The 22,738-nt window shown below is 69.8% G+C and carries 20 protein-coding genes; all 20 read right to left on the bottom strand.

All coding sequences use genetic code 11. From position 1 onward, the window contains the following. Positions 1 to 3,471: a DNA polymerase III subunit alpha gene (gene dnaE / locus ABIA36_RS13600; protein WP_369963755.1), complete on the bottom strand. Its 3,471-nt coding sequence runs from the start codon at positions 3,469 to 3,471 to the stop codon at positions 1 to 3. A 90-nt stretch (positions 3,472 to 3,561) separates the two neighbouring features. Further along, the gene (locus ABIA36_RS13595) at positions 3,562 to 4,482 is read right to left on the bottom strand and encodes an RluA family pseudouridine synthase (RefSeq protein WP_369963017.1); all 921 of its coding nucleotides are present in this window, start codon (positions 4,480 to 4,482) and stop codon (positions 3,562 to 3,564) included. Beyond that, entirely contained in the window at positions 4,482 to 5,081 is a 600-nt protein-coding gene (gene lspA, locus ABIA36_RS13590) for a signal peptidase II (RefSeq protein WP_369963016.1), read from the bottom strand. Before lspA ends, ABIA36_RS13595 begins: the two co-directional genes overlap by 1 nt. 31 nt (positions 5,082 to 5,112) lie before the next feature. Continuing rightward, positions 5,113 to 5,895, bottom strand: a complete 783-nt coding sequence (locus tag ABIA36_RS13585) for a DivIVA domain-containing protein (protein WP_369963015.1) — start codon at positions 5,893 to 5,895, stop codon at positions 5,113 to 5,115. Positions 5,896 to 6,056: 161 nt separating this feature from the next. Further along, a complete protein-coding gene (locus ABIA36_RS13580) occupies positions 6,057 to 6,353 on the bottom strand; it encodes a YggT family protein (protein WP_369963013.1) in 297 nt (98 codons plus the stop codon). A gap of 76 nt (positions 6,354 to 6,429) precedes the next feature. Beyond that, positions 6,430 to 6,951, bottom strand: coding sequence for a cell division protein SepF (locus ABIA36_RS13575; RefSeq protein ID WP_369963012.1), 522 nt, complete (start codon positions 6,949 to 6,951; stop codon positions 6,430 to 6,432). 70 nt (positions 6,952 to 7,021) lie between these two features. After that, the gene (locus ABIA36_RS13570; RefSeq protein ID WP_369963010.1) at positions 7,022 to 7,726 is read right to left on the bottom strand and encodes a YggS family pyridoxal phosphate-dependent enzyme; all 705 of its coding nucleotides are present in this window, start codon (positions 7,724 to 7,726) and stop codon (positions 7,022 to 7,024) included. Beyond that, on the bottom strand, positions 7,692 to 8,870 hold the full coding sequence (gene ftsZ, locus ABIA36_RS13565; RefSeq protein ID WP_369963009.1) for a cell division protein FtsZ: 1,179 nt from the start codon (positions 8,868 to 8,870) through the stop codon (positions 7,692 to 7,694). The genes ABIA36_RS13570 and ftsZ overlap by 35 nt, the downstream gene beginning before the upstream one ends. A gap of 142 nt (positions 8,871 to 9,012) precedes the next feature. After that, complete coding sequence (locus tag ABIA36_RS13560; RefSeq protein WP_369963007.1) at positions 9,013 to 10,023, bottom strand: FtsQ-type POTRA domain-containing protein; 1,011 nt, start codon at positions 10,021 to 10,023, stop codon at positions 9,013 to 9,015. A gap of 6 nt (positions 10,024 to 10,029) precedes the next feature. Continuing rightward, the gene (gene murC, locus ABIA36_RS13555) at positions 10,030 to 11,460 is read right to left on the bottom strand and encodes a UDP-N-acetylmuramate--L-alanine ligase (RefSeq protein WP_369963006.1); all 1,431 of its coding nucleotides are present in this window, start codon (positions 11,458 to 11,460) and stop codon (positions 10,030 to 10,032) included. Positions 11,461 to 11,517: 57 nt separating this feature from the next. Then, complete coding sequence (locus ABIA36_RS13550; protein ID WP_369963005.1) at positions 11,518 to 12,609, bottom strand: glycosyltransferase; 1,092 nt, start codon at positions 12,607 to 12,609, stop codon at positions 11,518 to 11,520. Further along, on the bottom strand, positions 12,606 to 13,847 hold the full coding sequence (gene ftsW / locus ABIA36_RS13545; protein ID WP_369963004.1) for a putative lipid II flippase FtsW: 1,242 nt from the start codon (positions 13,845 to 13,847) through the stop codon (positions 12,606 to 12,608). The genes ABIA36_RS13550 and ftsW overlap by 4 nt, the downstream gene beginning before the upstream one ends. A 125-nt stretch (positions 13,848 to 13,972) precedes the next feature. Beyond that, complete coding sequence (locus tag ABIA36_RS13540; RefSeq protein ID WP_369963002.1) at positions 13,973 to 14,380, bottom strand: hypothetical protein; 408 nt, start codon at positions 14,378 to 14,380, stop codon at positions 13,973 to 13,975. A gap of 137 nt (positions 14,381 to 14,517) precedes the next feature. After that, positions 14,518 to 14,883, bottom strand: a complete 366-nt coding sequence (locus ABIA36_RS13535) for a hypothetical protein (protein WP_369963001.1) — start codon at positions 14,881 to 14,883, stop codon at positions 14,518 to 14,520. Between the two features lie 149 nt (positions 14,884 to 15,032). Then, entirely contained in the window at positions 15,033 to 16,709 is a 1,677-nt protein-coding gene (locus ABIA36_RS13530; protein WP_369963000.1) for an alpha/beta hydrolase, read from the bottom strand. Next, positions 16,706 to 17,023 carry a hypothetical protein gene (locus ABIA36_RS13525; protein ID WP_369962999.1) on the bottom strand — a complete coding sequence of 106 codons (318 nt, stop codon included), beginning with the start codon at positions 17,021 to 17,023 and terminating at the stop codon, positions 16,706 to 16,708. Before ABIA36_RS13525 ends, ABIA36_RS13530 begins: the two co-directional genes overlap by 4 nt. A gap of 62 nt (positions 17,024 to 17,085) precedes the next feature. Further along, positions 17,086 to 18,609, bottom strand: a complete 1,524-nt coding sequence (gene murD, locus ABIA36_RS13520; RefSeq protein WP_369962998.1) for a UDP-N-acetylmuramoyl-L-alanine--D-glutamate ligase — start codon at positions 18,607 to 18,609, stop codon at positions 17,086 to 17,088. Further along, positions 18,606 to 19,718: a phospho-N-acetylmuramoyl-pentapeptide-transferase gene (mraY, locus tag ABIA36_RS13515; RefSeq protein WP_369962996.1), complete on the bottom strand. Its 1,113-nt coding sequence runs from the start codon at positions 19,716 to 19,718 to the stop codon at positions 18,606 to 18,608. The genes murD and mraY overlap by 4 nt, the downstream gene beginning before the upstream one ends. Beyond that, a complete protein-coding gene (murF, locus tag ABIA36_RS13510) occupies positions 19,715 to 21,166 on the bottom strand; it encodes a UDP-N-acetylmuramoyl-tripeptide--D-alanyl-D-alanine ligase (protein ID WP_369962995.1) in 1,452 nt (483 codons plus the stop codon). Before murF ends, mraY begins: the two co-directional genes overlap by 4 nt. Continuing rightward, positions 21,166 to 22,710 carry a Mur ligase family protein gene (locus tag ABIA36_RS13505; RefSeq protein WP_369962994.1) on the bottom strand — a complete coding sequence of 515 codons (1,545 nt, stop codon included), beginning with the start codon at positions 22,708 to 22,710 and terminating at the stop codon, positions 21,166 to 21,168. The genes murF and ABIA36_RS13505 overlap by 1 nt, the downstream gene beginning before the upstream one ends. Between the last annotated feature and the right edge of the window lie 28 nt (positions 22,711 to 22,738).

Here is a 22,738-nt window from a genome sequence, read left to right as displayed (position 1 = left end):
CTACACGAGGCAGTTCGGCCCGAGCAGCCCCTTCAGCTCGCCGTACAGGTCCGGTGACACCTTCACCGGCTTCGGCACCTCGAAGACGCGGGCGACCTGACCCTTGACCAGGCGCAGGCGCACCTCGCTGTCACCGGGATGCCGCGACAGCACCTCCGCGAGCGAGGCGACCGTGTCGGTCGTCGCGCGCTGGTCGGCCATCGTGATCATCAGCGTGCCCACGTCGTCGGCCTGCCCGAGGTCGGGCACCATCAGGCTGAACGCGTGCAGGTTCATCCCGTCGTCGCGCATGCTGACGCGGCCGCGCACGACGACGATCGAGTCGCCCTGCATCATCGGCGAGAACTCCGTGTAGGCCTTGCCCATGAACATGACGGTCATCTCACCGCCGAAGTCCTCGACCTGGATCATGCCGTACTGGTTGCCGGAGGCCTTGGCCACCCGGTGCTGCACGCTCGTGACGAGGCCCGCGATGACCACGGTGTCGCCGTCCTGCACGCTGTCGGAGGCGAGCAGTTCGGCGATCGACGTGCTCGCGAGCTTCGCGAGCTGCAGCTCCAGGCCGGCCAGCGGGTGGTCGGACACATAGAGCCCGAGCATCTCGCGTTCGAACGCCAGCTTGTCGCGCTTGACCCACTCCGGCCGGTCCGGGATGTGGTGCTGGGTCTGGTTCTGCTCGTCCTCGCCCCAGAGGCTGTCGAAGTCGAAGCCGACGTCGCCGTTGGCCTCGCTGCGCTTGATCTTGACCGCGGACTCCACCGCGTCCTCGTGGACCTCCACGAGCGCGCGCCGGGTGTGGCCGAGGGAGTCGAACGCGCCGGCCTTGATCAGCGACTCGACCGTGCGCTTGTTCGCCGCGTGGATCGGGACCTTGTTCAGGAAGTCGTGGAACGACTCGAACCGGCCCTTGCTCTCGCGGGCCGCCCGCACCCCGTCGACGACGTTGGCGCCGACGTTGCGCACCGCGCCCATGCCGAAGCGGATGTCCTTGCCGACCGCGGCGAAGTAGAGGTTGGACTCGTTGACGTCCGGCGGCAGCACCTTGATGCCCATCCGGCGGCACTCGTTCAGGTACAGCGCCATCTTGTCCTTGGAGTCGCCGACGCTGGTCAGCAGCGCGGCCATGTACTCGGCCGGGTAGTGCGCCTTCAGGTACGCCGTCCAGTAGGAGATCACGCCGTACGCGGCCGAGTGCGCTTTGTTGAACGCGTAGTCGGAGAACGGCAGCAGGATCTCCCACAGCTTGCCGACCGCCGCCATCGAGAAGCCGCGATCCATCATGCCCTGCGAGAAGCCCTCGAACTGCTTGTCCAGCTCGGACTTCTTCTTCTTGCCCATCGCGCGGCGCAGGATGTCGGCCTGTCCGAGCGAGAACCCGGCGACCTTCTGCGCGATGGCCATGACCTGCTCCTGGTAGATGATCAGGCCGTAGCTGGTCGAGAGGATCTCCGCCAGCGGCTCTGCCAGCTCCGGGTGGATCGGCGTGATGTCCTGCAGGCCGTTCTTGCGCAGCGCGTAGTTGGTGTGCGAGTTCGCGCCCATCGGGCCCGGGCGGTACAGCGCGATGAGCGCCGAGATGTCCTCGAAGTTGTCCGGCTTCATCAGGCGCAGCAGCGAGCGCATCGGGCCGCCGTCGAGTTGGAACACGCCCAGGGTGTCGCCGCGGGACAGCAGCTCGTACGCGCCGCGGTCGTCCAGCTCCAGCTCCTCCAGGACGAGATCCTCGCCCCGGTTGTCGCGGATGTTGTCGAGCGCGTCGTTGATGATCGTCAGGTTGCGCAGGCCCAGGAAGTCCATCTTGATGAGGCCGAGCGACTCGCAGGCCGGATAGTCGAACTGCGTGACGATCTGGCCGTCCTGCTCGCGCTTCATGATCGGGATGACGTCGATCAGCGGGTCGGACGACATGATGACGCCCGCCGCGTGCACACCCCACTGGCGCTTGAGGTTCTCGAGCCCGAGCGCGGTGTCGAACACCGTCTTGGCCTCGGGGTCGCTCTCGACGACCGCGCGGATGTCCACGGCCTCCTTGTAGCGCGGGTGGTCCTTGTCGAAGATGCCCGTCAGCGGGATGTCCTTGCCCATCACGGGCGGCGGCATCGCCTTGGTGAGCTTCTCCCCCATCGAGAACGGGAAGCCGAGCACGCGGCCGGAGTCCTTCAGCGCCTGCTTGGCCTTGATGGTGCCGTAGGTGACGATCTGCGCGACGCGCTCCGAGCCGTACTTCTCGGTCACGTACTTGATGACCTCGCCGCGGCGGCGGTCGTCGAAGTCGACGTCGAAGTCGGGCATCGAGACGCGGTCCGGGTTGAGGAAGCGCTCGAAGATCAGGCCGTGCCGGAGCGGGTCGAGGTCGGTGATCCGCATCGCGTAGGCGGCCATCGAGCCTGCGCCGGAGCCACGGCCGGGGCCGACGCGGATGCCGTTGCGCTTCGACCAGTTGATGAAGTCGGCGACGACGAGGAAGTAGCCGGGGAAGCCCATTTGCGAGATCACGCCGATCTCGTAGTCCGCCTGCTTGCGGACGTCCTCGGTGATGCCGCCGGGGTAGCGCTCGTGGAGGCCCTTCTCAACCTCCTTGACGAACCAGCTCTGCTCGGTCTCGCCCTCGGGGACCGGGAAGCGCGGCATGTAGTTGGCCGCGGTGTCGAACTTCACGTCGACGCGCTCGGCGATCGCGAGGGTGTTGTCGCAGGCGTCCGGGTGGTCGCGGAAGAGCTGTCGCATCTCCTCCGGAGTCTTGAGGTAGAACTCGTCGGCGTCGAACTTGAACCGGTTGGGGTCGTCCAGCGTCGAGCCCGACTGCACGCAGAGCAGCGCCGCGTGGCTCTTGGCGTCCGCCGCGTGCGTGTAGTGGAGGTCGTTGGTCGCCACGAGCGGGAGGCCCAGCTCTTTGGCCAGCCGGATCAGGTCGCTCATGATCCGGCGCTCGATGCCGAGGCCGTGGTCCATGATCTCGGCGAAGAAGTTCTCCGGCCCGAAGATGTCGCGGAACTCCGCCGCCGCCTTCTTGGCCTCCTCGTACTGCCCGAGCCGCAGCCGGGTCTGCACCTCGCCGGACGGGCAGCCGGTGGTCGCGATGATGCCCTTGGAGTAGCGCTGCAACAGCTCGCGGTCCATGCGCGGCTTGAAGTAGTAGCCCTCCAGCGACGCGTACGACGACAGCCGGAACAGGTTGTGCATGCCCTCGGTCGTCGCCGCGAGCATCGTCATGTGCGTGTACGCGCCGGAGCCGGAGACGTCGTCGCCGCCGCCGTCGCCCCAGCGCACGCGTGTCTTGTCGGTGCGGTGGGTGCGCGGGGTCAGATAGGCCTCGGTGCCGATGATCGGCTTGATGCCGGCGTCCGTCGCCGTGCGCCAGAAGTCGAAGGCGCCGAACATGTTGCCGTGGTCGGTGATCGCCACGGCCGGCATGCCCTGCTCGACGGCCGCCTCGATGAGCGGCTTGACGCGTGCGGCCCCGTCGAGCATCGAGTACTCGCTGTGGACGTGGAGATGGACGAAGGAGTCGGTCGGCACTATTGCTCCGGGTCGAGGTGAGGGCTTAAGACTACGTCGGACCTACGACGCCCGGAGCACGTCCAGAGCGTGTTGCAGATCCTCCGGGTAGGTCGTGGTGAAGGTCACCCACTCCCCCGTCGCCGGGTGCGCGAACGCGAGCTGGACGGCGTGCAGCCACTGCCGGGTGAGCCCCAGCCGGGCCGACAGCGCCGGGTCGGCGCCGTACATCGCGTCGCCGACGCACGGGTGGCGCTGGGCCGCCATGTGCACGCGGATCTGGTGGGTGCGGCCGGTCTCCAGGTGGATCTCCAGCAGGCTCGCCGCGGGGAACGCCTCGATGGTCTCGTAGTGCGTCACGGACGGCTTGCCGCCGGCGACGACCGCGAACTTCCAGTCGCTCTTCGGGTGCCGGCCGATCGGCGCGTCGATGGTCCCGCTGAGCGGGTCGGGATGGCCCTGGACGACCGCGTGGTAGATCTTCTCCACGGTGCGGTCGTGGAAGGCGCGCTTCAGCACCGTGTACGCGTGCTCCGACTTGGCCACGACCATCAGGCCGCTGGTGCCGGCGTCGAGGCGGTGGACGATCCCCGCGCGCTCGGCGGCGCCGGAGGTCGAGATGCGGAAGCCCGCGGCGGCGAGGGCGCCGAGGACCGTCGGGCCCTCCCAGCCGACCGAGGGATGGGCGGCGACGCCGACGGGCTTGTCGATGACGACGATGTCGTCGTCGTCGTACACGATCGTCAGCTCGGGCACCGCGATGGGCACGATGCGGACTTCCTCGCGCGGCTGCCAGGACACCTCGAGCCAGGAGCCGGCGGAGAGCCGGTCCGACTTGTCGGCCTCGCGGCCGTCGATCGTGACGCCGCCGGCCTCGGCGATCTCGGCGGCGAAGCTGCGCGAGAAGCCGAGCAGCTTGGCGAGGCCCGCGTCGACGCGGGAGCCTTCGAGCCCGTCGGGGATGGGGAGGCTGCGCGACTCCATCAGGGCTGCGGGTTCTTGCGCTCGTGCGCGTCCGCGACCGGCTCGGGTCCGGCGACGGGCTCGGGCTCGGGCTCGGCGACCGCATCGGCCTCGGCAACCGCGTCGGCGTCATCGAACTCGTCGTCCTCCTCCGCTCGCCGGCCGTCGAGACCGACGCCGCGCAGCGAGAGGATGAGGAACAGCGCCATGCTCGAGACGATGGCGACGTCCGCGAGGTTGAAGATGGCGGGGAGCAGCGGGATCTGCAGGAAGTCGACCACGTGCCCGACGCCGAAGCCCGGCTCGCGGAACAGCCGGTCGGTCAGGTTGCCGAGCAGGCCTCCCAGCAGGAGGCCGAAGAGCACGGCCCACGCCGTGGAGCGGATGCGCGGGGCGTACCAGATGACGAAGCCGAGCACGCCGACGCCGACGATCGAGAAGATCCAGGTCGACCCGCTGCCGATGGAGAAGGCCGCGCCCGGGTTCTTGACGAAGTGGAACTGGAGGAGCTGCCCGAGGACCTGGACCTGCTGGCCCTCGTAGAGGTTCGAGACGACCAGGACCTTGGCGATCTGGTCCACGAGGTACACGCAGAGCGCGACCACGGCCAGGATCGCCAAGGCCCTGATGCTGACCTTGGTCCTCGGAGAACTAGCCTCCAAAGCCCGGGAAGACCGGCGGCTGGGCGCCCTGGTCCTGGCTGTTGCCGTCGGAGGAGCCCGCGGGCACCGGGGTGGGGGCGCCGCCGCCGAAGGAGGCGGACTGGCTGTCGAGGTCGCGGAGCTGGCCCTCGATGTAGCCCTTCAGACCCTGGCGGTAGTCGCGCTCGAAGCCGCGGAGCTCGTCGATGCGGCGCTCGAGGCCCGCACGCTCCTGGTCGAGGGCGCTGATCTGGGCGCGCTGCTTGGACTCGGCCTCCGCGACGATGCGGGCGGCGGTGGCGTGCCCCTCCGCGATGAGCGCGTCGCGCTTCTCCACGCCCTCGCGCACGTGCTCCTCGTGGAGGCGGCGGGCGAGCTGGAGGAGGTTGTTGGTCGCGTTCGGGTCGTTCGCGTCGGTCGCACCGGCGGCGAAGCCCGCTGCGGCGCCGGCGGCGGCCGGAGCGGCGGACGCCTGCTGCTTGGCCTGCTCGGCCTCCTGCTGGGCGGCGGCCAGGCGCTGCTTGAGCTCCTCGTTCTCCTGCTGGAGGCGCTGCACCTCGCCGTTGTCGGCGGCGGGGGCGGCCTGTCCGGAGCCGCCGCTGCGCTGCAGCTCGGCGATGCGCGAGTCGGCGGCCACGAGGCGCTGCTTGAGCTCGTCGCTCTCCTGGGTCAGCCGTCGGAGCTCGACGACGACCTCGTCGAGGAAGTCGTCGACCTCGTCCTGGTCGTAGCCCTCACGGAACTTCGTCGGTTGGAACCGCTTGTTGACTACATCTTCCGGAGTCAGCGCCATGGCAAGCCACCTTAGATCTTGAAAAAGACGAACATTGAGTGCGTTCAGCCAACGCTAGCAAAGTGCGCGGCCGGCGCGCACTCCGCCGCACCCGTGGTGCGTCGGCCTCGACAACATTACAACGGCAGCCCAGCCGGACCCCAACCGACGCTCGGAAGGCGTCAGGTGAAACTCAGGGTCACATAGAGGCCGATGATGACGACGAGCATGGTGAGGCTCCAGCCGAAATCGATCGCGACGGGCCCCATCGACAGCGGCGGGATGATCCGGCGGAAGAAGCGGATCGGCGGGTCGGTCACCGCGTAGGTCGACTCCGCCAGGACGAGTCCGAAGCCACGCGGGCGCCACTGCCGCGCGAAGGTGCGCACCAGATCGAGCACGAAGCGGGCCCAGAGCACGAAGAAGTAGATCAGGAGGACGTAGTAGAGCACGTTCGCGATGATCGAGACGACAAGCACCACACCAGTATGAACGACCCGGCATGCACGAAAGCGCACCGCCCGGCCGGGCGGTGCGCTTTCGGAGGAAACTAAGTCAGGCCTGCGCGAAGAAGGAGGCGTCGACGTCGGCGTCCTGGCCGCCGTGCTCGCCGGAGACCACGACGTGCGACGGCGAGAGCAGGAACACCTTCGGGGTCACCCGCTCGATCTTGCCGTAGAGGCCCTGCGAGAGGCCGCTGGCGAAGTCGATGAGGCGGCGGGCGTCGCCCTCGCTCATCTGCGACAGGTTGATGATCACCGGGATGCCTTCGCGGAAGGACTCGGCGATCGCCTGCGCGTCGCGGTACTGACGGGGGTGGACTGTGAGGATCTCGTTCATTTCCTGTACCGAAACATTCCGTGCGGTGGACGATTTGCGCAGCGGGGTGACCGGAGCGCGGCCGGCCACGGGAGCGACCGGTGCAGGGTGCGGGACGGGCTGGACCGGCGACGGGCCGGGAGCCTCGCGGCGCGGCTGGTGCTGCAGCGGCTGGTGCTGCTCCTGGGGTTCGTCGAACTCCAGCTCCTCGTCGGCGAGGCCGAGGTAGACCATCGTCTTCTTCAGCGGGTTGGCCATGCGCTTCCTCCGTGTAGACCGGTGCGCCGACGCCTCGCACGCACTGAATGAACCTTCTTCCCTTTCGAGATTAACGAAGGCTCGGCCGATTCCCGGTAATGGCGGTGCCGATGCGAAGGTGTGTCGCGCCGGCGGCGACGGCCTCCCGGTAGTCCTGGGACATTCCCGCGGAGATGGCGGCGGCGTCCGGGGCGAGCGCGCGGACGCGCCCGCTGGCGAGCCGGACGCGCTCGAACGCGCGCGCGGGCTCCTCCCCGAGCGGGGCGACCGCCATCACGCCGAGCAGGTTCAGGCCGGGCGTGGCGAGCACGTGCTCGACCAGCGGCTCCAGGTCGCCGTCGGCGACGCCGCCGCGCGCCGGGTCGTCGGTGAGGTTGAGCTGGACGAACACGTCCACGTCGGGTGCGTCGTCCATCCGCAGCGCGTCGACCAGCGCGAGCCGGTCGACGGAGTGGATGACGGACGCGTACCGCCGCACCTGGCGCGCCTTCTTGCTCTGGAGCTGGCCGACGAAGTGCCAGCGCAGGTCGAGATCGGCGAGCTCGGCGGCTTTCTCCTGCGCCTCCTGGTGCCGGTTCTCCCCCACGTCGCGCACGCCGAGCGCGGCGAGCTCGCGGACGAGCGACGCCGGGTGGAACTTGGTCACCACGATCGTCGTCAACTCGTCCGGCGAGCGGCCGGCGGCCCGGGCGGCGTCGGCGACGCCCTCCCGGACCGCGGCGAGCCGCTCGGCGAGCGGGCTACTTGAGGAAGTCGGGGATGTCGAGGTCGTCATTCTCGTCGTCGAACGCCGGGTCCTTCTGCGCGGTCTCGGTCACCGGAGCCTCGCCGGTCGCATGCCACTCGGTGGCCGGAGCCTCGACCTGGCCGGCCTCGACCGCCGCGGAGGAGGCGACAGAGGCCTCCTCGGAGCCCGCCTCCACATAGGTCGACCGGCGCGCGTCCGCGGCCGCGGTCTGCACCGACTTCGGCTCGCCGCCGTCGAACCCGGCCGCGATGACCGTGACGCGCACCTCGTCGCCGAGGGTGTCGTCGATGACCGCTCCGAAGATGATGTTCGCCTCGGGGTGGACGGCCTCCTGCACCAGGCGGGCGGCGTCGTTGATCTCGAAGATGCCGAGGTTCGAGCCACCCTGGATGGAGAGCAGCACACCGTGGGCGCCGTCGATGGAGGCCTCCAGCAGCGGAGAGGCGACAGCCAGCTCCGCGGCCTTGATGGCCCGGTCGGCGCCGCGCGAGGAGCCGATGCCCATGAGCGCGGAGCCCGCGCCCTGCATGACCGACTTCACGTCGGCGAAGTCGAGGTTGATGAGGCCGGGGGTGGTGATCAGGTCGGTGATGCCCTGAACACCGGCGAGGAGCACCTGGTCGGCGGTGGAGAACGCCTCCAGCATGCTGATGCCGCGGTCGCTGATCTCCAGCAGCCGGTCGTTCGGCACGACGATGAGGGTGTCGACCTCTTCCTTCAGCCGCTGCACGCCGGACTCGGCCTGCTGCTGCCGGCGCTTGCCCTCGAAGGAGAACGGCTTGGTCACGACACCGATGGTCAGCGCGCCGATCGACTTCGCGATGCGCGCTACGACGGGTGCGCCGCCCGTGCCGGTGCCGCCGCCCTCGCCCGCGGTCACGAAGACCATGTCGGCGCCGGCGAGCGCCTCCTCGATCTCCTCCGCGTGGTCCTCAGCGGCACGACGGCCGACCTCGGGATCGGCGCCCGCGCCGAGGCCGCGGGTGATCTCGCGGCCCACGTCGAGCTTCACGTCGGCGTCGCTCATCAGCAGCGCCTGGGCGTCCGTGTTGATGGCGATGAACTCGACGCCGCGCAGGCCGAGCTCGATCATGCGGTTGACGGCGTTCACGCCGCCACCGCCGATGCCGACGACCTTGATCACGGCGAGGTAGTTCTGGTTTGCTGTCACGTCCGGCCTCCACGGGAACCTTCAACCTCAAGTCGAGGTTTAAAGATATGCTGAGTATGCAATTCTCGATTCGACGGTAAGGGCCGGGGGGCCCCTGTCGCCGCAGTTCGCAGGCGTGTCGGCAAATGCGCCGTCAACCCGGTCATCCCGTCGTCACGCTGTGCGGCGACGAGACGTCGAAACGGCTCGCCTTGGGTGCGGCCTTGAGCAGCGCGGTGAGGTCGGCGGACTTCAGCGCCGAGTCCTCCGCGCTCCCCCAGACCACGGTCGCTCCGCTCTCGCGAAGGGTGAACGACACGTCGTCCTTCGTCTTCGCGGAGATGGTGTCCACGCGGCTCAGCACGTCGGCGGGCAGCGACGAGAGCACCGCGGCAGCGGCGGCGAAGCCGGAGTCCGCGTTGGCGTCCGCTGCCGCTCCTGTCGCGGCGATGAGCGGATACCCGGCGGGCCGGTTCGCGCTGGAGGAGATGGCCACCTTCGCCGCGTCCACGAGCACGAACACCGGACCCTGCTGGACGACGCCGACCGCCTGGCGCTCGACGATGCGCACCACGAGGGTGTCCGGCGGGTGGCTCTCCAGCGTGTAGCTGCGGATGAGCGGGAACGCGGCCAGGTCGCTGGAGATCGCCGCCTGGTCGAGCAGCACGAGCGGGCGGCCGACCTGGTCGTCGAGCTTGGCCGAGATCGCGCCGGCGTCGAGCCGGGACGCCCCCACGACCTGGATGTGCCGGAGCGCGAGCAGCGGTGAGAGGCCGACCAGGACCACGCCGAGCACGAGGGCGACGGCGACGCCGGCTGCGCCGAGCCACGCCATCCGGCGCCGGCGCGAGCGCTTGGTGAACCGGCGCACTTCGCCGCGTTCGACGCGCCGGCGCTCCGCGCGCGCGGCACGGAGGGCCTTGGAGATCTCGCGGTTGCTCGGCACCCGCTCGGTGAGCGGCAGGCGGTCGGCCGTGGCGCGGGACTGCGCGCTCGTGCGCTCCGGGATCGTCTCCTGCGTGCGCACGATCGGGATCGGGTCGGTGATCGTCCCGACGGTGGCCGCGGCGCGGGCGTCCTCGCGGCGCGGCGGAGCGGCGGTCTCCTGCGCGGTGGGCGCCGGAGCGCCGGGCCGCCGGGCCGCCGACCGTTCGAATCCCTGGGGACGCTTCACTGCGGGCTACTCCCGAACGTGAGGAAGCGAGTCGGCGCGGCTCAGCGAGTCGAGGAGCTGCGGGACGATCCGGTAGACGTCGCCGCAGCCGAGGGTGATGATGAAGTCGCCCTCGCGCGCGATCCGGGCGGTGTGGTCGGCGGCCTCCTGCCAGTCCGCGATGAACGCGACGTGCTCGGGATGCCGGAAGCGGTCCGCGACCAGCGCGCCGGTCACTCCGGGCTCCGGGTCCTCGCGCGCGCCGTAGACGTCGAGCACGACGGTCTCGTCGGCGTAGGTCTCCAGGGTCTCGGCGAACTCCTGGGCGAACAGGCGGGTGCGGCTGTAGAGGTGCGGCTGGTGCACCGCGATGATGCGCCCCTCGCCGACGACCGTGCGCGCAGCCGACAGGGCGGCGGCGACCTCGGTCGGGTGGTGGGCGTAGTCGTCGTAGACGCTCACGCCACCGACGGTGCCGTGCAGCTCGAAGCGGCGCTCGGTGCCGTCGAACTCCGCGATCGCGGCCAGCGCAGCGGCCGGCTCGAAACCGAGACCGGTCAGCACGGCGAAGGCCCCGCCGGCATTGATCGCGTTGTGCCGTCCCGGCACGTTCAGGCGCGCCGGATACTCGGCGCCGTCGTAGCTGAGCGTGAACGCGACCGGGCCGTCGGTGACGATCGAGTGGACGCGCACGTCGGCGTCCTCCGCTTCGCCGAAGGTGACGACGCGCTTGTCGGGCGCGACCTCCGCCAGCCGGCGGTGGACGTGCTGGGCGCCCGCGTCGTCGGAGGAGACGACGACGAACTCGTCGGCCTCCCGGGCGAAGGTCACGAAGGCGTCCTCGAATGCCTCAAGCGAGCCGTAGTGGTCGAGGTGGTCGGGGTCGACGTTGGTGATCAGCGCGACCGCCGTGTCGTAGAGCAGGAAGGAACCGTCCGACTCGTCCGCCTCGACGACGAACAGCTCGCCGCTGCCGGTCTGCGAGCTCTTGCCGAGCGAGGCGATGACGCCGCCGTTGACGAAGCTCGGGTCCTCGCCGAGGCCGAGCAGCCCGGTGACGATCATGCCGGTGGAGGTCGTCTTGCCGTGCGCTCCCGCGACGGCGACGAGGCGCTTCTTGTTGATGAGCCAGGCCAGCGCCTGCGAGCGGTGGAGAACGGGGATGCCGTTCGCGAGCGCGAGCTGGTACTCCGCGTTGTCCTGCCAGAGCGCGCCGGTGACGACGAGGGTGTCGGCGTCGCCGACGTTCGCGGCGTCGTGGCCGATCGCGATGGTGGCGCCGAGCGCCCGCAGCGTGTCGACGTTGGCCGAGTGGCGCACGTCGGAGCCGGTGACCGAGTGGCCGGACTCCAGGAACAGCCGCGCGATGCCGCTCATGCCCGAACCGCCGATGCCCACGAAGTGGAGCCTGCCCAGCTCGTCGGGGATGGTGGCGTTGAGGTCGGGTTTGATCGTCACAGGTGCTGCTTTCGGTCCGCGAGTCGAGTTGACAGGTTACAGGCTACGCGGCGAACCTCAGGATCCGGCCAACCCACTCCGGTTCAGGGCGCTCCGGATCAGAGCGACCATGCGGTCGGAGCCGTCGCGCACACCCGTGATCGCGGCCTTGCGCGCCATCTCGCCGACCGCGATCCGGTCCGCGAGCAGCGGGAGGAGGTTTCCGTCGACCCAGCCGGGGAGGAAGTCCGCGTCGTCCACCAGGATGCCGCCGCCGGCCTCCACGACGCCGGCCGCGTTGAAGCGCTGCTCGCCGTTGCCGATCGGGAACGGCACGTAGACCGCGGGGATGCCGAGGGCGGCGAACTCGCAGACCGTCGCGGCGCCAGCGCGGGCGACGGCGAAGTCGGTCAGCGCGTACGCGAGGTCCATGCGGTCGCAGTAGTCCAGCAGCCGGTAGTGCTCGAGGCCGGGGTCGGTCAGCTCGCCGCGACCGCCCTGGATGTGGAGCACCTGCCAGCCGGCGGCGGTGAGCTCCCGCGCCCGTTCGGCGATGGTGCCGTTGAGGCGGCGTGCGCCGAGCGAGCCTCCCATGACCAGGAGGGTGGGGCGGCCGGCGGTGAACCCGAACTCGGCCAGGGCCGCCGGGCGGGCAGCCGCCCGGTCCAGCTCCTCGATCTCGTGGCGCAGCGGCATGCCGACGAAGCGGGAGTGCCGCAGCGGCGTGCCCTCGAACGCGACGCCGACCCACGGGGTGGAGCGGGCGCCGAGCCGGTTGGCGAGGCCCGGCCGGGCGTTGGCCTCGTGCAGTGCGTACGGCACGTGCGCCTTCCGGGCGGCGGAGTAGGCGGGCGCGGCCGCGTAGCCGCCGAAGCCCACCACGACGTCGATGCCGCGGTCACGGATCAGGTCGGTCACCGTGCGCACCGCGCGCCGGTACTCGCCGGGGAAGCGCAGGGCCGCTCCGTTCGGGCGGCGCGGGAACGGCAGCTTCGGGATGGTCGCCAGCTCGTAGCCGCGGTCCGGGACGAGCCGGGCCTCCAGCCCCTCCTTCGTGCCGAGGACGACGACCTCTGCGGAGGGGTCGTCGCGGCGCAGGCGGTCGGCGACGGCGAGCAGCGGATTGACATGGCCGGCGGTCCCGCCGCCGGCCAGAAGGTAACGGCTCACAGGGCGTTGCCCCTCGTGCGACGTGCGTCGCGGGCGTTCTGGCGGGCGAAGGACATCACGATGCCGATAGCGATCATGGAACTGATCATCGCAGTACCTCCCGCAGAGATCAGTGGGAGCGGCACGCCGAGCACCGGGATGACGCCGAGCACCACGGCGATGTTCACGAACGCCTGGAAGACCAGCCACACCATGATGGCCGCGGTCGTGACGCGCGGGAAGGTCTCGGTGGACGCGTGGATGATCCGCAGGAAGACGATCGCCAGCATCACGAACAGCAGCAGCACAACGACGGCCCCGATCAGGCCGAGCTCCTCGCCGATGATGGCGAAGATGAAGTCGGTGTCGGCGGCGGGCAGCCACGACCACTTCGAGTGCGAGTTGCCGAGGCCCACGCCGAACACGCCGCCGGAGGCGAGGGCGTAGAAGCCGTTGTCGATCTGCCAGTTGACGTCGGGGTTCGCGGCGCTCGTGCCGCCGAAGAGCGCGGCGATGCGCCCCATCCGGCTGGCGCTCGACATCGCCACCACGACGGCCACGATGGCGACCCCGACGAACCCCGTGAACAGGTAGCGCAGCCGCACGCCGGCGAAGTAGAGCCCGCCGAGGACGAACGCCGACATGACCATCGTCGTGCCGAGGTCGCCGCCCAGCACGACGACGCCGATGGCGGTTCCCGCGATCGGGAGCACGGGCACGGCGACGTGCCGCCAGTCGTCGAGGAGGTCCTGCTTGCGGGACAGCACGACGCCCAGCCAGATGACCAGCGCGATCTTGATCGCCTCCGACGGCTGGCCGACGAACCCGCCGATGCGGATCCAGTTGCGGTTGCCGCCGATCTCCACGCCGAGGGGTGTCACCAGCACCAGGAACTGCACGAAGCACGCCGCCCCGAGGATGAACCAGATCGAGCGCTTCCAGAAGGCCATCGGGATGCGCGAGACGATGAACATCAGCGGGAGGCCGATGAGGGCGTACATCCCCTGGGACCAGAACCGCGAGAAGAAGTTGTCGGTGTCGTTGTGCGACTCCACCGCGGAGGACGAGAGCACCATGACGAGGCCGAACACGACCATGAAGAGCGTGATGCCGAGCAGCAGGAAGTAGTCGGAGGACTCGCTGTTCATCGCCCGGCCGAGGGTGATGCGGGCGGTGAGGCCGGCACGGGAGTCGGCCGGCTGTTCCGCGTGCTCGTGCGGCTCAGGCCCTCGGCGGACGCGAGGCGGGCTCGTCGTCATCCGCCCCACCTCCAAGAACTCGTCGACGGCCGCCTGCCGTCACCTCAGTCTCGTCGGCGTGGGGCGCCAGCCACGGCAGCCCGGGGGTGTGTTGCACGAAATGCGGGGAGTCGGAGGCTGTGCGGTCACTCGATCAGGGCGTCGGTCAACTCGCTGGAATCCCCCGGAATACACCGGCCCGACATATGGATCGTGGCCGAGAAGTCGGTGATCCCCAGCTGAAGGAACGTCCGCTCGGCATCCGTCATATACGTGACCTCGTAGCCGACACCGTCAGGAAACAACTCGACAGTGACCCCCGCGTAACCGCGAGCCTCCCACAGTTCCGCGATCTGCCGCGCCACCGTCACAGAGTCGATCGTCGTCACGATGCCGTCCTGGCGAGTGAACCTGGCCGCGGCGTTGCCGTCGGGAAGCGTGCAGGTCCCGTACCACTGACCGTTGATTTTCCAGGTGGTTCCCCCGATCAGGTCCCTCGTGGCCTCGAACAACTCCAGAGTGGCAGCCCGAGATTCCTCCGGGGTCGGATACATAGAAGCCATCGAACGAACAGCCTTTCCCGTCGAGGGCGCGCCCGACGCGCACCCACTCAACGCAACAGCCAGAGACCCGCCGAGCGCGAGGACTACCAGTCGCTTGCTCACGTAGTTGCCCCAGTTGTAATGCGCAATCACTCCACCAGCGCGTGGGTCAACTCATCAGCATCGCCCGGAATACACCTATCCGACATATGAATCGTGGCCGAAAAGTCCGTGATCGCCACCTGAAGGAATCTCCGTTCGGCATCCGTCGGATACATGACTTCATAGCCGACACCGTCAGGAAACAACTCGACAGTGACCCCCGCGTACCCACGAGACTCCCACAGGTCCGCAATCTGCCGCGCCACCGTCACAGAGTCGATCGTCGACACGACGCCGTCCTGACGAGTGAACCTGGCCCCGGCATTGCCATCGGGAAGCGTGCAGGTCCCGTACCACTGACCGTCGATTTTCCAGGTGGTTCCCCCGATCAGGTCCCTCGTGGCCTCGAACAACTCCAAAGTGCTAGCCCGAGATTCCTCCGGGGTCGGATACGCAGAAGCCATCGGACGAACAGCCTTTCCCGTCGGGGGCACGCCCGACGCGCACCCAGTGAACACCACAACCACAGCAGCACAAAGCGCGAGCACCACCAGTCGCCTTCTCATTTCGCCGCAGCTCCCGGGAACCCCATCGAATGCGCAGCCATGTTGAAAAGCGACGCCGTTGCGTCGTCGTAGTACCCGTACTTCGTCGGATCGGTCGCGTGGACCGTCGCCGCGTGGTCGGTCGTCCCCGCAACGTCCCTCCCGTCAGGGGTACGAGCATCATCTGTGCTGAACGGAACGGCCCCGTAGGCGGAAGGGTCACTCCGACCGCTGAATCCCCTCCCGAACGTCGCCGTCACGTCAGCACTGGCCTGCCCGGACGAAACACCACCCTCGGGAACATTCAGCGGTGCACGATACGGAACGCGCCCCGCCACATCGCCCGAAATCCCCGCAGAGCCCACCGATACGAACGTCCCGGCCGACGCCCGCTTCAACGCTTCACCGCCGACCGCCGAACCATACGAGAACCCCACCACCGACAGATTCGCCGACCGGATCGGCCAACCCCGCGCGGCCAGGGTGCCCTCCAACGCCCCCGCCAACGCCTTGCCGCCCGCCCGAGCGGAGTCGTTCCCGTTCACCTCCAACACATCTTGCGGAGCGTCATACCCCAACCACGCCACCACCGCTACACGATCGGAGCCACCCATCTTTCGAGCGACGACCTGCTGCTGGACGTAGAGGTTCCTGCTGGCCTCGGTCCACCCGTTCATGTCCTTGGCGACCGTGGTCATCATGCCGGGGATGTTGAAGGTCACGTGATCCGCCGTGTCCAGGTCTCCGACCGAGATCGCCGCCTTCGGGTTCTCACCCGAGAGGTCCAGCAGGAGCAACTGCAACGGCGGGTCCAGCTTCTCCGGGTTATCACCGAGCTTCTTCTGGATCGCCGCCACCGCCTTCAGCTTCGCCTGCGCGGCATCGAACCCCGGATCGCCCTTCTTGATCTTCTTCAGCTCCTTGGCGAACCGTGCCAGTTCCGCCCGATTCGCGGCCGAACGCGATCGGGCGTCCACGCCGTCCAGGCCCCCGATCACCCCGGGCATCTCTTTCACATACCGCTGCCGCGCCGCCGCCGTCAGCGAACCCCACCATTTCGCGACCTCCGCCGGGCTCATCGCCCGCAAGTTCTTGCCCGGCAGAAGCGGAGCCGGCTTCGTCACGGACACCGTGGTCGCGGTCACGGCTTTCGGCGCCGCCAACCGGTCCCGCGCGGCGGCGTGCAGAGACCGGACCGAACGCTCGAACTGGAGTACGGAGTCCTCAGCCGACCGGTTGAACGCCTCGACCTCGCGGTACGCGTCCTCCTCCAGCTTCTCCGCAGCAGGAACCTCGTGGACCTCCGGATAGCGCATCGCGCCGCGCTCCACCATCCAGGCTTCCAGCAGCACGGGGATGTCGCGCGCGTACATCGTCTCAACGAACGCCCACAGCTCCTCGCGCCGCCGAGCCAGGTCACGGTGCCCGTGAAAGGCGGCCTCCAGGACGTGGCACAGACCCTGCGCTGTCGCGTGCACCTCCTCCAGAGCCGCCCGACCCGGCTTCACGAACCCCGCCACCGTGTCCGGCATCCGCCGCGACCGGAAGTTCTCCGCGAACACGCCCTGGGCCGACTCCGCCTCCAGCGCGTGCCCCACCATCCGGGCCGCGGAGTCCCGGTACACCACGGCCGCCTCCAGCACGCGCGTGGGGTCCAGCTCCGCCGTATCCAGCAGGTGGTCCTCGCGGATCACGCGACAACCACCGGACCCGCGATCGCCTCGAACGAGCGAGCGCCGTCCGCGTCGACTGCGACCTTTCCCTCCACGGCGTCCGCATCCGTGCGTGCCAGTGTCCGGAACACGTCGGCCGATCGGCCAGGGACCCCGGCGAGCTCCTCCACCAACGCCGTCAACGCCCACCGCACCGGAGCGCACCGCATCGCGAACGCGACCTCCGCACCCGCGGATCGAAAGAGAGGCTCCGCAGCCTGAATGGCCTCGGCAGCCGTCAAAACCCTCGCCGCAGCAGCACGCGCCTCGACAGGCCGAACCTCGATATCTGACATGGAGTCAAATACTACTGACAAACACCCCAGAACAAAACCTCGGGCGGGCTGGCTAGCTCAGATCACTCACCCGAGGCGGGCTCGTCGTCTTCCGGACCCCGGCCGAAGAACTCGTTGACGGCCGCCTGGAAGAGACGCCCGCGCTCCGCGTAGTCGGCGAACTGGTCCATCGACGCCGCCGCCGGAGCCAGCAGGACCGTGTCCCCCTCGCGGGCGAGACCGCCGGCCAGCCGCACTGCCGTCGGCATCACCTTGTCGGTCGCGTCCGCGTCCACCTCGAGCACCGGCAGCCCGGGGGCGTGCCGCTCGAAGGCGGCCAGCAGCGCGGCGCGGTCGACCCCGATCAGGACGGCGCCGCGCAGCCGGTCCGCGTGCGCGGCCACGAGCTGCTCGATGTCGACGCCCTTGAGGAGGCCGCCGACCACCCACACGACGGACGGGTACGCGCGCAGCGACGCGTCGGCGGCGTGCGGGTTGGTCGCCTTGGAGTCGTCCACCCAGCTCACGCCGTCCTCCACCCTCACCAGCTCGATGCGGTGGGAGTCGAGGCGGAAGGCGGTCAGCACGTCGCGGATGACCTGCGGCTCGACGCCGTAGGAGCGGGCCAGCGCGCTGGCGGCGAGGATGTTGGCGACGACGTGCGGGGCGGCGAGGCCGGCCTCCGCCAGCTCGTCGAGGGTCGTCAGCTCGATGGCGCTGTGGAGGCGGTCCTCCAGGAACGCGCGGTCGCACAGGATGCCGTCGACGATGCCGAAGTCGCTCGGGCCGGGCACGTCCAGGCCGAAGCCGATGGCGCGGGCGCCCTCGGTCACTTCGGCCTCCTCGACCATCCGCAGGGTGTTCTGGTCGGCGCGGTTGTAGACGCAGGCGACCTGGGTGTTGTCGTAGACCTTCGCCTTGGCCGCGATGTAGGCCTCCAGCGAGCCGTGCCAGTCGAGGTGGTCGTCGGCGATGTTCAGGCAGGCGGCGGAGTACGGCGAGAGCTCGCCGCCGCGGTTCCGGTTGACCCAGTGGAGCTGGTAGCTCGACAGCTCGACCACGAGGACGTCGAAGCCCTGCGGGTCGCGGATGGCGTCGAGCACCGGCACGCCGATGTTGCCGCACGGCGCGACGCGCGAGCCGCCGGCGAGCAGCATGGTCGCGGTGAGCTGGACGGTCGTGGTCTTGCCGTTGGTGCCGGTGACGCAGATCCAGTCGGCAGGGTCGCCGACCTTGTCGCGCAGCCGCCAGGCCAGCTCGATGTCGCCCCAGACCGGGATGTCGCCCTGCTCGGCCCAGAGCAGCAGCGGGTGGTCCCAGTGGAAGCCGGGCGAGACGACCACGAGTTCCGGGTCGAACTCCACGAGCCGCGCGGGCGGCGCGCTCAGGTCGGGCTCCTCCAGCAGCTCGGCGCCGATGACCTCCAGCAGCATGGCGCGCTCGCTGTCGGCGCGGGAGGCGACGACCAGCACCTGCGCTCCCAGCTCGGCGAGGGTGTCGGCGACCGAGAAGCCGGTGACGCCGAGGCCGAACACGGCGACCCGCAGTCCCGACCAGTCGTGGTGCCAGCTCGTCAGGGACTCCAGACGCTCCCGGGACCCGGTCACGTCGCGAGCCACTCGAGGTAGAACGACCCTACGCCGGCCGCGACGAGGAGTCCGCCGATGATCCAGAACCGGACCACGACCGTCACCTCCGCCCAGCCTTTCAGCTCGAAGTGATGATGGATCGGGCTCATCAGGAAGATGCGCCTGCCGTGGGTGACCTTGAAGTACGCCCGTTGGACGATCACCGAGCCCGCCTCGATCACGAACAGGCCGCCGATGAGGACCAGCAGCAACTCGGTGCGGCTGAGGATCGCGAGCGCCGCGACCGCGCCGCCGAGGGCGAGCGAGCCGGTGTCGCCGAGGAAGATCTGCGCGGGCGAGGTGTTCCACCACAGGAAGCCGACCACGGCGCCCACGATCGCCGTCGCGACGATCGCCAGGTCGAACGGGTCGCGCACGTCGTAGCACTTGGCGATGTTCTCGGGATTGAGGTTGGGGCTCGCGCACGACTGGATCGACTGCCAGAACCCGATGATGATGTAGGCGCCGATGGCGAGGATGCTCGCCCCGGACGCCAGCCCGTCGAGGCCGTCGGTGACGTTCACCCCGTTGGAGGTCGCCGCGACGATGAAATTGATCCAGATCAGGTAGAGGCCGTAGCCGACCAGCACGCCGATCACGCCGAACTTGGTGATCGAGCCGAAATCGATCGGGAGGTCCCGGATGAACGAGACGCTCATCGTCGCCGGCGTGTAGCCGCGCGAGTCGGGGAAGCGGACGGCGAGGAACGCCCAGACCGTCGCCACGACGACCTGGCCCGCCACCTTCGCCCAGCCGGTCAGGCCCAGGCTGCGCTCCCTGCGGGTCTTGAGGAAGTCGTCGACGAACCCGACGACGCCGAGGCCCACCATGAGGAGCAGCACCAGCAGCGCGGAGACGCTCGTCTGGTCCCCCGTCAGCAGCAGGGCGGTGAAGTAGCCGAACAGCGTGCCGACGATGACGACGATGCCGCCCATCGTGGCGGTGCCGCGCTTGGCGTGGTGGCTCTGCGGGCCGTCGTCGCGGATGAACTGGCCCCACTGGAGGCGCCGGAAGAGCCGGATGAAGAGCGGCGTGAGGAACAGCGTGAACGCCATCGACAGCGCGCCGGAGGTCAGAAGGGCTCTCACGAGAAGAATTCTCCCAGTCGGTCGCCGAGGAAGCGCAGCCCCGCCGAGTTGGAGGACTTGACGAGCACCGTGTCCCCGGAGCGGAGCGCCCCGCTGAGGTGGTCGAACGCCGCATCCTGGGTCTCGAAGTACAGGGACTCCCCGTCCCACGAGCCCTCGTTGATGGCGGTGATGTGCATGCGCCGCGCGGACGGCCCGACGATGACGAGCTGGTCGATGCCCAGCCGGACGGCGAGCAGGCCGATGCGGTCGTGCTCCTCGCCGGAGAACTCGCCCAGCTCGCTCATCTCGCCGAGGACGGCGACGGTACGCTCCCCCGGCTCGGCGATCTGGGCCAGCGTCTTGATGGCGGCGGCCATCGAGTCCGGGCTCGCGTTGTAGGCGTCGTTGATGACGGTGACGCCGCGGGCGCCGCCCATGACCTCCATCCGCCAGCGCTCGGCGCGCTGCACGGCCTGCAGGCCCTGGACGATCGTGTCGATGTCCACGCCGAGGGTGTGCGCGGCGGCCGCGGCGGCCAGCGCGTTCATCACGTGGTGCTCGCCGAGCACGCGGAACTGAACCGTCCGCGACTCCCCGGCGCCCTCGCCGCCGTCGGCCGGCGGCAGGTGCAGCACGAACGACGTGCCGCGCGCGGTCGAGCGCACGTCGGTCGCCCGCACCGCGGCGCGTTCGTCGAGGCCGAACCACAGCACGCGGGCCAGGGTCTTGTCGGCCATCGAGGCGACGCGCGGGTCGTCCAGGTTGAGCACGGCGACGTCGGACTCCAGGAGGTCGCTGACCATCTCGGTCTTGGCCGCGAGGGTCTTCTCGATGCCGCCGAACTCACCGGCGTGCGCGAGGCCCACCTTGAGGACGATGCCGATGTCGGGCCGGGCCATGCGGACCAGCCTGGCGATCTCGCCGATGCCGCTCGCGCCCATCTCGGCGACGAGGTACTCCGTCTCCTCGGTGACCTCCAGCATCGTGACCGGCGCACCGACCTCGTTGTTGAACGACGCGCGCGGGGCGATGGTCGGGCCGACCTGCTCCAGGATCTCGCGCAGCAGGTTCTTGGTGGTGGTCTTGCCGTTGGAGCCGGTGACGCCGACGATCTTCAGCCGGCCGAGCGCACGGACCCTGGCGATCACCTCTGTGGCGAGGTCGCCGAGCGCCACGATGGTGTCGGGCACGAGGAGCTGCGGGACCGGCAGGTCGAGCGCGTGGTCGACGACCAGGAGGGCCGCGCCGGACGCGACGGCCTGCGGCGCGAACAGATGGCCGTCGGTCACCTCGCCGGGCTTGGCGAAGAAGATCGTGCCGGGCACGACCTCCCGCGAGTCGGTGGTGGAGAGACCGGAGACGACGGTCTCCGGGGTGGCGGCCGTTCCGTCCGGCAGCACGGCGCCGTCGAGCAGCAGCGTGCCCCGGGTGGCGTCGGCGATCTCCGCGAGGGTGAGAGCGATCATCAGAGCCACCCGGCCTCTCGGAGCGCCAGCCGGGCGTCGTCGCGGGCCGAGTACGGGAGGCGCTGGCCGGCGACCTCCTGGTAGTCCTCGTGGCCGGGACCCGCGTAAAGCACCACGTCGCCGTCGCCGGCGAGCGAGAGCGCCGTGCGGAAGGCGGCGCGCGGGTCGGCGACCTCGTAGAGCTCGGCGTCCGGCACGGCGGCGCGGGCGCCGTCGAGCAGCGCGGCGCGGATGAGCGCCGGGTCCTCGGAGCGCGGGTGGAAGTCGGTGATGACCACCGCGTCGGCGCCGCGCGCGGCGATCGCGCCCATGTCGGCGCGCTTGGTGGTGTCGCGGTCGCCGTCGGCGCCGAAGACCATGACGATCCGGCCGTCGGTGACCCGGCGCAGCGCGCCGAGCAGCGACAGGAAGGCGTCGGGCGTGTGGCCGTAGTCGATGAAGACGACCGGGCCCCGGTCGCCCGAGAGCCGCTCGGTGCGGCCGGGCACGTAGGCGTCGATGCCGCCGTCGCGCTCCAGCGCGGCGCCGATGGCGTGCAGGTCGTAGCCGGACTCCACCAGCATGACGATCGCGAGCGCGGCGTTGGCGGCGTTGTACGCGCCGAGCAGCGGCACGCTGGTCTCCAGGCGGCGGCCGTCCGGACCGGCGAGCTCGAAGACCGTCTCGGAGAGGGTCTCCTCGATCACGGTCAGCGTCCAGTCGGCGTCGACCCCCGGCACGCTCGCCAGGGTGGAGACCGGGATGCGGGACTGCTCGACCAGCGCTCGTCCCCACTCGGAGTCGACCGTGACGACGCCGCGGCGCGCGCGGTCGGGCTGGAACAGTTCCAGCTTGGCCGCGAAGTAGTCGTCCATCGCCGCGTAGTCGTCGAGGTGGTCGTGGCTGAGGTTGGTGAAGCCGACCACGTCGAACTCGATGCCGTCGACGCGGTGCCGGCTGAGGGCCTGGGCGGAGACCTCGACGGCGACGGCGCGGACGCCCTCCTCGCGCATCCGGGCCAGCAGCGCGTGCAGCTCGCTGGCCTCCGGGGTGGTCAGCTTGCTGGTGATCGCGTGCTCGCCGATACGGCGCTCCGCGGTCGAGGACAGGCCGGCCACGACGCCGAGCTGGCCGAGGATCCCGTAGAGCAGGTAGACGACGCTGGTCTTGCCGTTTGTGCCAGTGACGCCGAACAGCGTGGCGGAGTTCTCGTCGGTGCGGTACACCCATCGCGCCACCGCGCCGAGCGCGGCCCGCGGGTCGGGCGTCACGATGACGGGGACGCCCGCGTCGGCCGCGAGCTCCGCGCCCGCGGCATCGGTCAGGACCGCGACGGCTCCGGCCTCGACCGCGGCGGCGGCATAGCTCGCGCCGTGCACGTTCTTCCCCGGCACACCGACGTACAAGTCGCCCGGCTCGACCGCCGAGCTCGCGAGGGCTGCACCGGTCACCTCGACGGCGTCGAGGTCTCCCCGCACATCCAGCCCGAACTCCGCGACCAGTTGGGCGAGCGGGCGGGCGACGGGATGCTCGGGGCGCAGGGAGGAGGGCGCCGGTCCTGTCACGGGGCTCACTTTCACTCGGGGTTCTGGG

The sequence above is a fragment of the Leifsonia sp. EB34 genome (genome assembly GCF_041260585.1).
Classification (GTDB): Bacteria; Actinomycetota; Actinomycetes; order Actinomycetales; family Microbacteriaceae; genus Leifsonia.
Note: the sequence above shows the minus strand (reverse complement) of the source record. Positions and strands in the feature narration are given on the sequence as shown.